At 39.8% G+C, this 15,932-nt stretch carries 12 protein-coding genes; 6 read left to right on the top strand and 6 right to left on the bottom strand.

Features of this window, described 5'->3' with window-relative positions; translation table 11 throughout:
- Window positions 1–18: 18 nt before the first annotated feature.
- Together BC659_RS02290 and BC659_RS02285 are read right to left on the bottom strand one after the other, a co-directional pair.
- Entirely contained in the window at window positions 19–2,037 is a 2,019-nt protein-coding gene (locus BC659_RS02290) for a DNA methyltransferase (RefSeq protein WP_133472962.1), read from the bottom strand.
- Entirely contained in the window at window positions 2,030–2,815 is a 786-nt protein-coding gene (locus BC659_RS02285; protein WP_211340687.1) for a hypothetical protein, read from the bottom strand. The genes BC659_RS02290 and BC659_RS02285 overlap by 8 nt, the downstream gene beginning before the upstream one ends.
- Before the next feature lie 335 nt (window positions 2,816–3,150).
- On the opposite strand from BC659_RS02285, the gene BC659_RS02280 reads away from it, so the two are divergent.
- The gene (locus tag BC659_RS02280; protein WP_133472961.1) at window positions 3,151–4,335 is read left to right on the top strand and encodes an acetyltransferase domain-containing protein; all 1,185 of its coding nucleotides are present in this window, start codon (window positions 3,151–3,153) and stop codon (window positions 4,333–4,335) included.
- Between the two features lie 199 nt (window positions 4,336–4,534).
- Here BC659_RS02280 and mutS read toward each other — a convergent pair whose 3' ends face one another.
- Both mutS and BC659_RS02265 read right to left on the bottom strand, forming a co-directional pair.
- Window positions 4,535–7,171: a DNA mismatch repair protein MutS gene (mutS, locus tag BC659_RS02270; RefSeq protein WP_133472959.1), complete on the bottom strand. Its 2,637-nt coding sequence runs from the start codon at window positions 7,169–7,171 to the stop codon at window positions 4,535–4,537.
- Window positions 7,172–7,299: 128 nt separating this feature from the next.
- Complete coding sequence (locus BC659_RS02265; RefSeq protein WP_133472958.1) at window positions 7,300–8,856, bottom strand: M28 family metallopeptidase; 1,557 nt, start codon at window positions 8,854–8,856, stop codon at window positions 7,300–7,302.
- A 180-nt stretch (window positions 8,857–9,036) separates the two neighbouring features.
- Between BC659_RS02265 and BC659_RS02260 the strand changes: the two genes are divergently transcribed.
- From BC659_RS02260 to BC659_RS02240, 5 genes are all read left to right on the top strand, one after another.
- The gene (locus tag BC659_RS02260; RefSeq protein WP_246027067.1) at window positions 9,037–9,561 is read left to right on the top strand and encodes an RNA methyltransferase; all 525 of its coding nucleotides are present in this window, start codon (window positions 9,037–9,039) and stop codon (window positions 9,559–9,561) included.
- A 159-nt stretch (window positions 9,562–9,720) separates the two neighbouring features.
- Window positions 9,721–10,620 carry a UbiA-like polyprenyltransferase gene (locus BC659_RS02255; protein ID WP_133472957.1) on the top strand — a complete coding sequence of 300 codons (900 nt, stop codon included), beginning with the start codon at window positions 9,721–9,723 and terminating at the stop codon, window positions 10,618–10,620.
- A gap of 346 nt (window positions 10,621–10,966) precedes the next feature.
- Window positions 10,967–11,377 carry a Holliday junction resolvase RuvX gene (gene ruvX / locus BC659_RS02250; RefSeq protein WP_133472956.1) on the top strand — a complete coding sequence of 137 codons (411 nt, stop codon included), beginning with the start codon at window positions 10,967–10,969 and terminating at the stop codon, window positions 11,375–11,377.
- A 233-nt stretch (window positions 11,378–11,610) separates the two neighbouring features.
- Entirely contained in the window at window positions 11,611–12,189 is a 579-nt protein-coding gene (def, locus tag BC659_RS02245; RefSeq protein WP_133472955.1) for a peptide deformylase, read from the top strand.
- A complete protein-coding gene (locus BC659_RS02240) occupies window positions 12,186–13,112 on the top strand; it encodes a hypothetical protein (RefSeq protein WP_133472954.1) in 927 nt (308 codons plus the stop codon). The genes def and BC659_RS02240 overlap by 4 nt, the downstream gene beginning before the upstream one ends.
- Before the next feature lie 160 nt (window positions 13,113–13,272).
- On the opposite strand, the gene BC659_RS02235 is transcribed toward BC659_RS02240, so the two are convergent.
- Entirely contained in the window at window positions 13,273–14,277 is a 1,005-nt protein-coding gene (locus tag BC659_RS02235) for a hypothetical protein (protein WP_133472953.1), read from the bottom strand.
- Between the two features lie 56 nt (window positions 14,278–14,333).
- Window positions 14,334–15,932, bottom strand: coding sequence for an outer membrane beta-barrel protein (locus BC659_RS02230; RefSeq protein ID WP_133472952.1), 1,599 nt, complete (start codon window positions 15,930–15,932; stop codon window positions 14,334–14,336).

Genomic DNA, 15,932 nt, shown 5'->3' with positions numbered 1-15,932 from the left:
CAAATTTTATGTTGGATATCAAACCCAAGGAGTTTCCGACTTAAGGAAATAGTCTGTCTTAAGAAGCTCTCCTTGAAGAATTACCTTTTTATCATTTTCCGTTAAGGTGAATCCCTGCGATTCCATTCGTTTCGCTTTTAATTCAGCTTTTTTTTCGGCATCGCTGATAGAAAAGCTGCGATTCTCATTATCTAAAATTTTTCCACAAACAATTATTATATCTAGTTGTATTGGTTCCTTAGCCTGCTGTTTTGGAGCTGCTACGGACATTTCGGCTTTTATTGGATGAGTATTAATAACGTAAAATCCAGCTTTTTCTATTGAATGAGCAATCGAAATCCAGCCTTCATTTCGCGAATGATGATAAGTAAAAACCAATAAACCATCGGGTTTTAAAATCCTATTTCCTTCCTTAAATACATTTTCTAATTTTTTTGAAAATGTGACCGAATCGGTATCTTGAACTTCTAATTTATTTCTGGTAGTTTCTCTGTCGTTCAATATGAATCCATGTGGGTACAAACGAAGCCAGCTATAAAAAAAATCTGCCAATTCAGAATATTGTACATTATCAAAAAAGGGAGGATCGGTAATTACAAAATCAACAGATCCATTTTCTAGAGGCAAGGATGATGAGTCTCCTGATCGTAGATAAACAGCTCCATCAAATCTAATTTCTTCCGTATCCCAATTCCTTACTAAAATATTATTTAATGAATATTTGGCATTATGATTGCTTGTTAAATGAACTTCCTTGGGATTATTTTTATAATTGATAATTCGCTTTAGCCGATTTCTAAAAATACCAGAAAATGAACCTGAGCTTCTCGTTGTACCCCAGAGATTAGCCTCGATGGGACGCTTTTCTGGTTTCAAAACATGATTTGAAAACATATGTCTTACAGCGCCTGTTCCTTCACCTTTATAAGATGCAAATCGATTATTAAATTCCAGAATACTAGAAAAAATCATTGAGAAAATATCTCTTATAATCTCATCGTCAATAGTGGAAATCTCTTTTTGTAATTTACCTAATAACAATAATTGCCGAGGGTTAAAAAAATCTGACCAATTCTTGAATCCATATTTAATGGCTTGTGTCGTATTATATCCTTTTTCAAGATTTAAATCTGGTATTTTAATTTGATTACTTTCTAACAAGTCAGTTAGTTCTTCTACAGCCTGATCATACATTTGCAAATCATAATCATTGCATTTTAAATATTGCTTATTGCCATCCGAATCAATTATAAGTTTTGCAAATAGCCTAAAAGCTGGAATTTCACCTTTTATGTTTTCAAGTATTTTTTGCTCAGAATTACACATAGAGCATATAAAAGTTGAACCCTTTGAATTACCTTTTCTAAATACAAACTCATATTTGCAAGATGGGCATATAGTATCTTTTTTTTCATAATTTTCAATAAATATTTCATTGCATTTAGGGCATATAACATTTATTTTCGGCTTACGCTGCGGATATGCGTCTTTAGATAATATATAATCGGTAAATAAATCATTTCGTGTATTACATTTTTTACAAATAGACTGCATAACCCAGAAGTAATACAAGACATCGCATATTATATCTTTTGAATCTTTGGATTTATAAAATTGAAGTAAGTAAGCGCTTACTTTAGCTGCAAGTTTTTTAAACTCAACTTCAAGTCTTTCTTCATTAAATGGTGTTAAAGCTACTCGAACAGATTCAACTGCTACAGGATTAATATCGCAGCCGAAAGAAGTCATACCTAATTTGGCAGCTTCACCAATTGTTGTACCACTCCCCATAAACAAATCAGCCACTACTTGATCCTTGTATTGATTAGAAGAATAAAACTTATCCATCAAGTTTTCTTCTTTATCAAGAACACAGCCTAACAATATAGCTCTGAATACTGATCCCAATCTCTTAGCCCACCACTTGTGCAAGTGGTAAATTGGTCGATTAATATCCTTACGCCAACTCTCCTTCTCAGCAATTTTTGAAATTACTTCAAACGGGAAACTATCATCTTCAATAATTGTTTTACTCATTCTCTTCAGGTAGATTTTCTAATTCTTCAATAATCGCAGTTAAAGCCCTCATACTTACAGCATCGCCGCCTTGGTGTTTTAATCGCCATGCTTTAAAAAAATGTTCTTTGCCTGCATTGACATTTGGTTCTGTAGCGACCAAGATTTCATTTGTTTTTAAGTTAAATGAATAAGATGTAAGTAAATTGTCAGCCTCTTTCCTAGCTAGTTCGCCTACGCATATAAATTCATCACCTAAAGACTTTTTTGCATCCAGTATCAAAGTATAATTATGAGCTAAACCATCAGCTAGACTAAATGGAGTAGGAATAACATACATTTTTCTGTCACGAATCATAATATCGCCATAACTACCAAACCCCTTAGCGTTTTTATTTTGATGAGTATACGTTGAATCAGCATTTAGGAAACTTCCTTGAGATATTATTAAATCTAGTACGGGATATTTATTCCCATCGGGTTGTTTTGGATATCTTCCAAAAATGTAGAATATCTCTCTGCCGTTATGTAACCCTTTAGGGACTTGACTATTGCCATCGTAAGTTTTGTCACGCCCTGGGTAAGCAAGACCTTTAACTTCAAATCCAATAGGGGTATCGACAAATAGGAAATCAGGAAATGAATTTCGTCCAGGAGCATCAAAATTTACTCCGGTATCTTTAATGCGGTCTCGTATCCAATTTTGAAAATGAAATTCTTTATCAGCTGAATTTGCCCTTTCAATTAAAATTTTTTTTTCTATTGCTTGTACACATGCTTTGAATAAATTCTCAACCATATTATCTTATTTTCACATTTTAAATGAAAAGTAAGAATTTAGATTCATTGTCAGTAATAAACATTAATTCAGATGATTTTTAATTTGTTTAGCCTCAAAGATTCAACATAGTTTCAACAAATATTAATAATATTATATAACAAATTGATTTATAATCATATTTAATCAATAATTGAGTTCCGTCCGGTCCGCAAAGCCTCACATAAATGTGGGGCTTTGTTATTTATAATCGGGTTGTTTTGACTACTAAGTTTAGATTCCCTGCACCGGATTTCAATCCGGTGAGGAAAGGGTAAGTAAATTTTTAATTCGTATCTTTTCCTCAAACCCTAACAATGACCAACAACCTGACTGCTGAAAAATGGAGAATATCTTCCATTGATATCCTTCGTGGACTGGTAATGATCATCATGGCACTTGACCATGTACGTGACTTCTTTCATATTGCTGCGATGGTAGAAGATCCAACCAACCTGAACAGTACTACACCTGCATTATTCTTTACCCGCTGGATCACCCATTATTGTGCACCCATTTTTGTGTTTCTTTCAGGTACTTCTGCTTTTTTATCGGGGCAAAAGAAAACCAAAAAAGAACTATCATCATTTTTGTTGAAACGTGGATTGTTTTTAATGGTACTGGAAATCGTAGTGGTCAATTTCCTGATTGTATTCGATCCATTGTATCGCTTTATTGGTTTGCAGGTAATCTGGGTCATTGGTTTATCAATGGTGCTCTTGTCTTTTCTCATTTACCTGCCTTTACGGGTACTCTTTATCATCGGTATAGTAATGGTGGTAGGGCATAATATGCTCGATGGCTTCAATTACAATAACATGAATGAAATTCCTTTCTGGCATGCATTCTTTCACCAGCAACTTTTTACCAGTTATGCGGATGGCAGGTTTTTTGCTATTCTTTATCCCCTTATACCCTGGCCGGGTGTAATGCTGCTGGGTTATTGTATGGGTGCCTGGTATGTGAAAGAATTTGATGCTGCCAAACGCAAACGATTATTACTGGGCTGGGGATTAACAGCCATCGCAGCTTTCTTTATACTTCGCTGGATCAATGTTTATGGAGACCTGGTACCCTGGTCAACGCAAAAAGACAATGTGATGACCATCCTGTCTTTTTTCAATGTTACCAAGTATCCTCCTTCCTTACTATACCTGTGTATGACTTTAGGCCCTGCTTTGTTATTACTGATATGGCTGGAAAAAGTAAAAGGCAGCTGGACAAATATTGTGAGTGTATATGGACGTGTGCCCATGTTTTATTATCTCCTGCATTTCTTTACCATTCATGTACTCTGCATCGTTTTATTCTTCGCAACGGGCAGACCTGTAAGTGATATTGCTGCAGGGAATTTTGCTTTCAGACCCAATGATTTCGGTTTTTCATTACCCATCGTTTACCTTATCTGGATAGCTGTGGTAGCCGGTCTCTATCCATTGTGTAAGCGATATGATACCTACAAAATGAATAACAGGCAGAAATGGTGGACGGGGTATTTGTAGGGGGAGAATGGTGAATGGTGAATGAAGAAGGGTGAGTAGTGAGTAGTCAGTAGTGAGTGGTAGGGAGTGAATGGTGAATGAAAAAAATATTGTGTTTGCACAATATTGATCGTCGGGGTCAAGTTTCGTTTATTGACCATTGACCATTGACCATTGACCATTGACCATTGACCATTGACCATTGACCATTGACCATTGACTACTTCAGCTTTTCCTTAATCTCATTCAGCTTCATCAAAGCCTCTACCGGTGTGAGCCTGTTAATATCAATTTCGTTGAGGGCTTTGCGGATATCATTGAAGGTTTCGGAGTGCGCATCAAAAATGGAAAGCTGCATTTTTGGGCCACTGATATTTTTAACGGCTTCCTGCATTCTCTCTTTCTGACTTTCTGACTTTCTGACTTCCGGACTTCCCTCATCTACATGTTTCTCTTCCAGTTGTGCGAGTATTTCATTCGCCCGCTGAATTAACGCAGGCGGCATGCCGGCCATTTTAGCCACATGAATACCAAAGCTATGGGTACTGCCACCGGGAGCGAGTTTACGCAGGAAAATAATTTTATTTCCTACTTCCTTATTGGTAACATGGAAGTTTTTAACCCTTGGTAATTTTTCTTCCAGTTCGTTCAGTTCATGATAGTGTGTTGCAAACAGCGTTTTGGGTGCATGTGCTGATCCATGCAGGAATTCAACAATGCTCCAGGCAATGGATATGCCATCATAGGTAGAAGTACCTCTGCCGATTTCATCGAGTAATACCAGGCTTCTTTCTGAAATATTATTGATGATACTCGCAGTTTCATTCATCTCTACCATAAAGGTTGATTCACCGCCGCTCAGGTTATCGCTGGCACCCACACGCGTGAAAATTTTATCGGTTAAAGGTACTTTGGCCACTGCTGCAGGTACAAAGCTTCCGATATGTGTTAAGAGTGTAATTAAGGCTGTTTGACGAAGAATGGCACTCTTACCACTCATATTGGGGCCTGTAAGAATGATCACTTGTTGTGCTGAAGGATCCAGCAAAATATCATTGGTAATATAGTGTTCTCCCGGTGGCAGGTTTCTTTCAATCACCGGGTGCCTGCTTTCTTTCAGATCTAGTATATGCCCCTCATGCAATTCTGGTTTTTTATATTGATACAGTATGGCCGTTTCTGCAAAAGAAAGTAAACAGTCTAACTGTGCCAGTACCTGTGCATTTTGCTGAATGGAGCTAATATAGGGTTGCAGATCCTGTAATAACTGATCGTACAAAGCGAGTTCAATTGCCAGTATTTTATCTTCTGCACCAACAATTTTCTCTTCGTATTCCTTTAGTTCCGGCGTAATATATCGTTCTGCATTCGCCAGTGTTTGTTTGCGTATCCAGTCTGCCGGAACTTTATTTTTATGTGAATTGGTTACTTCCAGGTAATAACCAAATACATTGTTGAAACTTATTTTCAGCGAGGAGATACCGGTACGTTCCGCTTCCCGTTGCTGAATATTGATCAGGAATTCTTTTCCGCCCGAAGCAATGCTGCGAAGTTCATCCAGTTCGGTATGTATGCCTGCTTTGAATACTTCTCCTTTATTAGCCGCTACCGGCGGATTCTCTGTGAGGGAAGCTGTAATTCTTTCTATAAGTGCCTCACAGGGATTTAGTATCGCTGCAGCTTTCATCAATAAAGGATCAGTTGCAGTAAGACAGTACGCTTTTATTTGCGCTACCTGCTCTAATCCTTTGGCTAATTGTAATACCTCTCTGGGATTGATTTTTTTATTGGGAACCTTACTCACCAGCCGCTCAATATCACCACAGCTTTCAATAGCGGTGATTAGTTGTTTGCGAGTATCAGTATGCAATACAAAGTATTCAACTGTATTGAGCCTTTCCCTGATTTTTACAGGATCTTTCAACGGAAAGATCAACCATCTTCTTAATAAGCGGGCACCCATCGGACTCACTGTATGGTCTATTACTTTCAGCAGTGAGTTGCCATTTTCGGTTCCTGTACTCAATATTTCGAGGTTACGGATGGTGAAACGATCCATCCATAAAAAATCATCTTTTTCAATTCTCTGGATGGAGCTGATATGTTGAATATTCGGATGCTCTGTTTCTTTTAAGTAATATAAAATGGCACCCGCAGCTACCAGTGCTTTTGAGAGCTGTTCAACTCCAAAACCTTTCAGGGTATGTGTCTGGAAATGTTTGAGTAAGGTTTCTGTGGTAAAAGCTGCATCAAAAATCCAGCTCTCCATGGTATAGGTGTAGAAGCGGTTACCATGTGTTTCTTTGAATGCTTTCTGGTAATTACGCTGGAAAATAACTTCCGCAGGTTTGAGTGCCTGTAAAAGGTTGTCGATGTATTCTGTATTGCCTTCTGCTATAAAAAATTCACCTGTTGATATGTCGAGGAAGGCGATACCGGTATCTGTGTCGGTAAAATGTATGGCAGCAAGAAAATTATTATTACCCTGTTCCAGTAATTTATCGTTGGTGGCTACGCCCGGTGTTACCATTTCAGTAACACCTCTTTTTACAATGCCTTTTACTGTTTTGGGATCTTCGAGCTGATCGCAGATAGCTACCCGGTGACCAGCTTTTACCAGTTTATGCAGATAAGTATCGAGTGCATGGTGCGGAAAACCTGCCAGTTCACTCGAAGATGCCGCTCCATTATTTCTCTTGGTTAATGTAATCCCGAGTACACGTGAAGCAATGATAGCATCTTCACCAAAAGTCTCATAAAAATCACCCACGCGAAACAGCAAAACCGCATCCGGATATTTCTGCTTAATAGCCCGGTGTTGTTGCATTAAAGGAGTATCTGCTGCCGATTTTGCCATAGCAGCAAATATATAATTTGGAAATGAGATAATTTGGAGATTTGGAAATGAAAATTGCCTTTTTGCAGAGCAAAAAGGCAATTAATCAATTTGTGATTTCCAAATTAGCACATTTCCAAATTTCCAAATTAATTCCTCGGTTTTGGCATGGGCTTTCTTGGCAGCTTGGCATCACGTTGTGCTGTGTTGTAGGTGAAGGCTGCTACGATTGTGGCGATTTGTTTAAGATCGTCTGCAATCAGGTGATCGTACACATCCATATTACTATGGTGAGTACGGGTATCGTATTCAATAGGGTCCTGAATAAACTGGAAGCCCGGTAAGCCTACTCCATCAAAAGCCTGGTGATCGGTACCACCTGTATTACTGATGGTAACCGTGGTGGCGCCCAGATCATTGAATGGAGCTAACCATGCACTGAAAATATCTTTGCATTCCGTATTGCCCTGTAAATAAATACCGCGGATTTTTCCGGTACCATTATCGATATTATAATAGGCAGAGAATTTTTCGTGAGCTGGTAATGGCTGCATGTTGGCAGGGTCTGCAAAGGTTTTCTTTACATAACCTCTTGATCCCAGTAAGCCTTGCTCTTCGCCGCTCCACAAACCAATACGGATGGTTCTTCTGGGCTGTATACCGAGTGTTTTCAGGATACGCATTGCTTCCATCATAACGGCAGAACCAGATGCATTATCGGTAGCACCGGTACCTGTTTGCCATGAATCGAGGTGAGCACCAATCATTACAATTTCATCTTTCAACAAAGGATCTGTGCCTGGGATTTCAGCAATTACATTGTATCCCTGTAAGTCTTTATCCTGGAATTTTGTTTTTACATCTACATCCATTTTTACAGGCGTACCTGATTTTGCCAGGCGTAAAATGGTATTGTAATCTTCGATACCCAATGCCATATCCAAAAAGTTTTCAGGATCACTGCCTTTATAGGCTCCACCACCCTGTGCAAAAATGGTACCATCGTGGTTACGTGTAGCAGAGGTAAACATACCGATGGCCCCTTCTTTCTGAGCCATAGCTTTTAATAAGTTGAGCGCTCGTGCTGCTACATTCAATGAGCCACGAATAGCAGGTCCGGCACCGGGTCCGGCCGGATTGGGTGGAGCAGGGGTAACTGCTGCCATTCTGGCCAGTTGCTCATCGGTATAACGTACAGCATCTGCTTTGAAGCTGTGTTTATATTCATTCAGCTGATCAATGATCAGTATCTTGTTTTTTAATTTACCACTATAAGCCTGAATCGCTAAGGTATCTTTTGCTTCTACTACCATGATCTCGGCATTTTTTAAACCTTTGGTTCCGGCTGTCCATGTTTTGGGCCATGCCAGAATGGGTTTGTAATATGGTGCGGTAATGGCCACATAAGCTTTCTCCAGATCCCATCCTTTACCAAATTCACCCCAGGGATCCAATGTGGCATTTGATACGCCCCAACTGGTGAGTGCTTCTTTTGCATAATTGGCAGCACGTGCATATCCGGCAGAATTGGTAAGGCGGTTGCCGCTTTTGTCTGTCAGGTTAAAAGCAATATCCATTACCTGTGAACGCTGCAATCCTTCTTCACGGATTTTCTTCATCATTTCCAGGTCTACTTTCTCCTGAGCCATGGCCGCCATTGGCATACTCAGTGCCAATAACCAGGCATAACGGTTTGTTTTTCTCATTTTGGTTGGTTTGGGTTTATGTTTATGGCTTATGGAAAATAGCATATAGCATATAGTTGGATGGATATACATGCTATTCGCCATAACCTATAAGCCATAAGCTGAATAAGCTTACAAATTAAACAATCTCACTACACCAACCATATGCTTTATTTAAGCGGTTGAGTTTACCTTTGCGGGATGCGAAAACTGAGCATGGATGAACTGGGCCGTAAATCGGTAGCGGCATTTAAGGAAGCGGAAAAAAACAGGGTTATTGTGGTACTCGATAATATCCGCAGTATGCACAATGTGGGTAGTGTATTTCGTTCGGCGGATGCTTTTCTGGTAGAAGGTATCTGCTTATGCGGATATACACCTCAACCACCGCATCGGGATATCCATAAAACAGCTTTGGGCGCTACCGAAACCATCGACTGGATACATTTTTCTTCTACCGCTGAAGCTGTGCTGAAACTCAAGGAAAAAGGGTACCAGGTATTTGCCCTCGAACAGGCTGAAGGCAGTATTTTACTTGGTGAGTTCAGTGCAAAGAACCATTATCCGCTGGCTATTGTTTTAGGTAATGAAGTGGAAGGAGTAGATGCTGAAGTACTCAAACTTTGTGATGGATGTATAGAAATACCCCAGTTTGGTATGAAGCATTCATTGAATGTTTCTGTGGCAGCGGGGATTGTTTTATGGGAGATTGTGCGGAATGGTTGATCGCAGATGTCGGATGTCAGATGTCTGATGTAGGATGGCTGATGTCGGATTTGATTTTTGGGGCGAGGGGTTAACTTGTAACTTGAACCTCGGGGCTTGTAGGCCTGGTTCCTTATTTTTCATTATTTCATTGTTTGTTATTCAATATTGAGATTTGTTATGGCTGTTGTAAAAAATTACCTGAGTCTGGTTAAGTTTTCTCATACGGTGTTTGCGTTGCCTTTTGCCATGATCGGTCTGGTATTGGGTTTTAAAAAAGCCACAACCATGTCTGCCGGCTGGTTGCAGGAACAACTGAGTGGCCGTGTGCATCCTTACGTGATCAGCTTTGTATTGGTATTGGTTTGTATGGTTACGGCCAGAAGTGCAGCTATGGCTTTTAACCGTTATCTCGATCGGCAGTTTGATGCCAGTAACCCTCGCACGGCCATTCGGGAAATTCCCAGTGGCATTATTTCGCCCGATAGTGCGTTGCGTTTTGTGATCGTGAATTGCCTGCTTTTTGTGCTTGCTACCTGGTTTATCAATCCCATTTGCTTTTACTTATCGCCGGTAGCTTTATTTGTGATTCTTTTTTACAGTTATACCAAACGATTTACCATTTTTTGTCACCTGGTATTGGGTTTGGGTTTATCACTGGCGCCCATTGGTGCCTATCTGGCCGTAACAGGCGAATTTGCTATGCTGCCCATTCTGTTTTCAGTGGCCGTAATTTTCTGGGTAAGTGGTTTTGATATCATTTATGCCATGCAGGATATTGCATTCGATCAGTCGCAAAAATTATATTCCATTCCCTCTGTTTTGGGAAAGAAAAACGCATTGGCTGTTTCCAAACTCTTACACCTGCTAAGTGCATTATGTATTCTGACGGCGGGTTGGTACGGATCTTTCCATTGGTTATACTGGATCGGTTTTCTCGTATTTGCCGGCATGCTGGTATACCAGCATTCACTTGTAAAACCAGATGATCTGAGTAAAGTAAATATCGCTTTCATGACTGCCAATGGTATTGCAAGCGTGGTTTTTGGTGCATTGGTGATCGTGGCTTTGTGGATTTGAGTTGTGAGTCGTGAATGGTGAATGGTGAGTAATGAGTAGTCAGTAGTGAGTATATTCATTCAAAATTCAAAAATTAAAAGTCAAAAAAAGAAGGGATTGATACAATATGCAGAAGCTCCCGTCAGTTTCTGCCATTAGCCATTAGCCATTAGCCATTAGCCATTAGCCATTAGCCATTAGCCATTAGCCATTAGCCATTAGCCGTCATAAATCTGCGATCTGCCATCTGATATCCTACATCCTACATCAGCGATCCGCCATCCTACATCTGCCATCTGCTTCGCTTTTCTTATTTTCGCATCAAAGTCTTCCGGTCTTTCTGACTTCCGGACTTTCCAACTTCCTTATGGCAAGAATACTTTGTATAGATTATGGTGGTAAAAGAACCGGTATTGCGGTTACGGATCCTTTACAGATTATTGCCAGTGCATTAACCACCATTCCTTCCAAAGACCTGATTACATTTCTTAAGCAATACATACAAACCGAAGAAGTAGAACTGATACTGATTGGTGAACCGCTTGGCCTTGATGATAAACCCACCCACGCCACCCCTCTGGTCAAAAAAGCCATTCAGCAACTGAAAAGAGAATTTCCAGCCATACCACTGATCACCGTTGACGAACGCTATACCTCAAAAATGGCTTCCCGTGCTATGATTGATATGGGTATGAAGAAAAAAGACCGCCAGAATAAAGGTAATATCGATCAGATTGCCGCTACCATCATGTTGCAGGAATACCTAGGGAATAGATAGCAAATGTCAGATGTCAGATGTATGATTTCTGATAGCATATAGTTTATAGCGTATAGCCTTGTATTATACTATACGCTATAAACTATATGCCATTTGCTATTAGCCCCCTTAGCAAAATCCGACATCCTCCATCATACATCTGAGATCTGCACTCTGCCATCTAAAAATCTGCTTATTTGGGTATTGCCCGAATTCGGGGTATTTTTGTAGTTTATTATATAACAGAACAGTCAATGATACTACCTATTGTAGCTTATGGGGCGCAGGTGCTCAGGAAGAAGGGAGCTGAGATCACAGCCGATTATCCCGGCCTAACAAAACTGATTGAAGATATGTGGGAAACCATGTATGCCAGTAATGGAGTAGGACTTGCTGCGCCGCAGATTAACAAGGACATTCGGCTATTTGTGGTAGACAGCATGCAGATTTTTGAGCATCAGGAAGCGGAAGATAAGGGGAAATATCCCGATGAACCGGGTATTAAACGTGTATTTATCAATGCACGGATCAAATCACTAATGGGAGAAGAGTGGTCCTATAATGAGGGTTGCCTGAGTATCCCCAATATCCGGGAAGATGTTTTTCGTGCTGCAGAAGTAGAGCTGGAATATATGGATGAGCAATTTCAACCAAAAACAGAAATATTCAAGGGTATTACCGCACGTGTAATTCTACATGAGTATGACCATATAGAAGGTAAATTGTTTATCGATTACCTCAAGCCTCTGCGAAAAAAAATGTTACAGGGAAAACTGAATGATATCAGCAAAGGCAAAGCAAGGGTCGATTATAAAATGATTTTTATTAAATGATGCGTACAGTCTTCCTGTTTTTTATTATCTTATCAACGTCTGTACAGGCACAGGATACAGCTGTATTGGTAGATAACCAGGCTTTTACCTTATCGGAAGTAGTCGTGCGTAATAATTTCGACTACAAAAGATTGCTGACACAGATAAAAGAAGACACTACTTTCTATAAGGCTTTCCGAAACCTTCGCATATTGGGTTTTACTTCTTATAACGATATCAAAATGCTGGATAAAAAAGGAGCGGTGCAGGCTTCATTATACAGCAAAACAAGACAAAACAGAGAAGCCGGTTGCAGAACCATGGATGTGCTGGAAGAAAAAGTGACCGGAGATTTTTATAATAGCAAAAGAGAATTCAATTACACGACGCCTGAATTATACGCTGGTTTGTTTTTTACCAATGGTAAGATTTGTGGGGAAGATAATATCGTGAAAGGACATGCCAGAAGTACCAGCAATAAAAAAGGAATGGAAAAACATAAGGAACAACTGAAGATGTTGTTTTTTAATCCGGGTAAAAAAATACCGGGTATTCCTTTTATCGGTAACAAGCTGGATTTATACGATGATGATGCGCATAAACTCTACGACTATCGCCTCGATCTGGAAGAATATAAAGGACAACTCTGTTATGTATTTTCTATCACACCGAAAGAATCATTGGGTGAGAAAAGCGACAGGGTAGTGGTAGACCAAATGACCACATGGTTTGATCAGCGTACATTGGAAGTGATGGGTCGTAATTACTCGCTCAGCTATAAAGCGTTTGTTTACGATTTCAATGTACAGATGGAAGTTGAAATGGGTAAGTTTGAAGGATTGACTGTTCCGAAAATTCTCCGCTATAAAGGTAACTGGGATGCAATGTTGAAGAAAAGAGAAAGGGCAGTTTTTACGGCTACTTTATTTGATTTCAAAAAATAAGGATCGCACTTGGCGATCCCTATACAAAATCCCACACCCTTGTCATATTGAAGCTGTTAGCCATTAGCTACTTGCTTTTAGCTTTTTTCAATAAAAGTGAAAAGCTACTTACATAAGAAAATTGGCTAAGGGCTAACTGCTATTAGCTAATAGCTCCTTACTATAGGCCATTAATGTAAGCAAGTATATCAGAAAGACTTTTCTTAACAGGTTCAATTTTGTAGACGTTATTGGTTCCTACATCATTTACGAACTTTGTACCTAGGTATAAATCATTTCCCAGCCTGGAGAAACTCAATATCCTGATTTTGGCACCTCTTGGAATACGCATGGTAGTAAAAGATCTCGATCTGAAATCTGCTATGAGGTTTACTACGATCTTCTGGTTTTCAAACACAGCGTAAATCACTGTATTTTTATTGGTGAAATTCTGTGGCAGATAAGCAAAAATATTGGTATGTGGTAAAGTACTATCTATATACCGATTGGCAGCTGTCCATCGTAACTGTGTAGTAGTGAGTTCATAACCTTTTAAAGCATTACCCAATGAATCTTGTCCTTGCCAGGTCTTGATCCAGCTGGTATCTGCATGCCGGGTCCAGGTATGTAAAGTATCGATGCCAGTTGAAATAAAAGGAATGGTTTCTCTGGCATGGAATACCTGCATATTGTTTTTGGGTTCTTCTGTATCCGCAAACCGAACGGTAATAGATGCGTTAGGTGCTAGTTTTAGTTCCTGTCCGTTTTTAATAACACGAATAAAGAAACCTCCACCACTTTCTACCAGATAGCCGGATGAGGTTGTAGGTTTGAAAAACTTGATAAAATCTCCTTTCTTTTTCAGTCTGAAAAATTCCATTCTTACTTTACCTGTTACGGGTGCTCCTGAATTTTCTGTAAAGGATGCGGCAGGTATGCGTATAGAAATATAATCTTTGAGTGTAATGGTATCGCCCAATGTGCAATCGAATGTATCAATAATCAGATCAGGTAAAAACTGGTTCGCCAGTTGATGTATCGGCGCAGTAGCAGGCGTAGAAGCTACCCATACGGTGTCATTTCTTGGATCACCGCTGTAACTGGTGAAATTATCAGACAATTCTTTTTTACAGGAGGTAAAAAAGAGCAGGGCTGCAATCGTTGTGATGAATAAATTCTTTTTCATAATAATTTCTTATCGCTACATCAATAAGATACCGTAGTGCTTTTATTCGTTGCCTGTTATTGTCTGTTTAAATTATAGCGTAATCCGATGGAAAGCCCACCGAGACTGAATTTCTGCTGGTAAGAGGCCTGTCCGCTGGTAATACCCGAAAGATTATACCTGAAATAAGGTTCAAAGAATAATTGGGTATTGTCGCCTATTTTTTTCAGTACACTGATGCCTCCATATAAGCCCAGACCAATATTATTCTTGTATACCTGATTGGTTCCTTTACTGATGGGAACGGCAGACAGACTGCTGTCGAGAATAACACCCTGATACCAGGATGAAATATTAAAAATGACACCTGCATTAATGCCAAATTTGAGGTTATCATTTCCAAACTGGTAACCTACGGTAACCGGAATATCAAAACTACGGTATCGGTTTTTAATAGAGTTGGTTTTATACCCCACTTGTTGTACCGTACTGGTATCTGTAACACGAAGGGTATCACCCGGTCCACGGATAATGGTTCTTACAGAAATAACCGTAATGGTTTTCACCTCATCTTCGGTACGATAGGTGAATTTTTCATTGATTTGTGTGTATTGTACACCTGTTCTTATCAGGAAATTATCGGTAATAGGTTTTACAAGCCTAATGCCGGCAGAATAACCGAGGCGCATACTTTCACTACTGTCTTTTTTCGCCAGGTACTGCGCAGTGGCAGATCTGTTTTCCACCGATTTAAAAGCGATATCCGGTGAAACATATACATCCGCAAACCAATCGTTATTGCGGATTTTATAAGGTGGGCATACAATAATATTCCTGAATTTTTTTGCATAGGCGGCATTGACATGCGCTCTCTGCATAAGACCGCTCAAACCAAAATTGGCTTTATCAGGCGACAGCGTATTACCCGGTTCAAAGTTACCGCTAAGGGTAACCGGGTAGATGATCGCTTCTTCATTTTCAGTGGCGGCTGTTTTGGCCATTTCGTTTTTAATGGTTTTAGCAGATGCCGTTAAAAGATTTAGTGGGGTGCTATTATCTTTTTTATTGCTGATTCTGTCTGATTCGAAGCTGCCAGGTGTTATATTTTTTCTGTTGCTATTGCGAACGCTAATATTTCCAAGTTCATCTGCAGAAACCTTATTGGTATTGCGGATGTCTTCATCAGGCATCGCATGACTGTTTTTATTGCTGATTTCTTTAGAAGAAGTGGAAGCTTTTGTTGGATTATTTGTTGAAGGGGAATATGTGTTATTGTCTTTTTCTTCTTTATGGGTAGTGGTGTTATGATCAGCAATAGTATGCTCCTGCTGCGCATTGCCGGATACATTATTTTGAAGGGGCTCAGTCACTGTTTTTTGTTCAGTCCTTAGGGGTTGGTCAGACGGTTCAGATTCTGTCTGTGCCACAGAATTCTGTTTGGAAAATGTGTTTCCTTCGGTGTCATCGCGTAATATAAAATAACCCGTTACAGAGCCGGCCAGTATCAGCAGGGCAAGCAGCGGCAAGCCCCAACGGAATTTTCGGGGGATAATGATGCCTTTACGGTCATCATCATCTTTGGCAGGGTTCACTTTATCCCACAACCCTGCCGGCACAGGCGCAGAGTGGTCGTGGAGCTTGGCCCTGACGAAATTGTCAAATTGGTTATCGGTCAT

Source organism: Sediminibacterium goheungense, assembly GCF_004361915.1.
In the GTDB taxonomy this organism is placed as follows: Bacteria; Bacteroidota; Bacteroidia; order Chitinophagales; family Chitinophagaceae; genus Sediminibacterium; species Sediminibacterium goheungense.
This window is presented reverse-complemented; position numbering and strand designations above follow the sequence as displayed.

Bases quoted from the DNA above. Each gene is read 5' to 3' on its own strand.
- BC659_RS02290 (WP_133472962.1), bottom strand. From the start codon at position 2,037: ATGAGTAAAACAATTATTGAAGATGATAGTTTCCCGTTTGAAGTAATT.
- BC659_RS02285 (WP_211340687.1), bottom strand. From the start codon at position 2,815: ATGGTTGAGAATTTATTCAAAGCATGTGTACAAGCAATAGAAAAAAAA.
- BC659_RS02280 (WP_133472961.1), top strand. From the start codon at position 3,151: ATGACCAACAACCTGACTGCTGAAAAATGGAGAATATCTTCCATTGAT.
- mutS (WP_133472959.1), bottom strand. From the start codon at position 7,171: ATGGCAAAATCGGCAGCAGATACTCCTTTAATGCAACAACACCGGGCT.
- BC659_RS02265 (WP_133472958.1), bottom strand. From the start codon at position 8,856: ATGAGAAAAACAAACCGTTATGCCTGGTTATTGGCACTGAGTATGCCA.
- BC659_RS02260 (WP_246027067.1), top strand. From the start codon at position 9,037: ATGCGAAAACTGAGCATGGATGAACTGGGCCGTAAATCGGTAGCGGCA.
- BC659_RS02255 (WP_133472957.1), top strand. From the start codon at position 9,721: ATGGCTGTTGTAAAAAATTACCTGAGTCTGGTTAAGTTTTCTCATACG.
- ruvX (WP_133472956.1), top strand. From the start codon at position 10,967: ATGGCAAGAATACTTTGTATAGATTATGGTGGTAAAAGAACCGGTATT.
- def (WP_133472955.1), top strand. From the start codon at position 11,611: ATGATACTACCTATTGTAGCTTATGGGGCGCAGGTGCTCAGGAAGAAG.
- BC659_RS02240 (WP_133472954.1), top strand. From the start codon at position 12,186: ATGATGCGTACAGTCTTCCTGTTTTTTATTATCTTATCAACGTCTGTA.
- BC659_RS02235 (WP_133472953.1), bottom strand. From the start codon at position 14,277: ATGAAAAAGAATTTATTCATCACAACGATTGCAGCCCTGCTCTTTTTT.
- BC659_RS02230 (WP_133472952.1), bottom strand. From the start codon at position 15,932: ATGACCGATAACCAATTTGACAATTTCGTCAGGGCCAAGCTCCACGAC.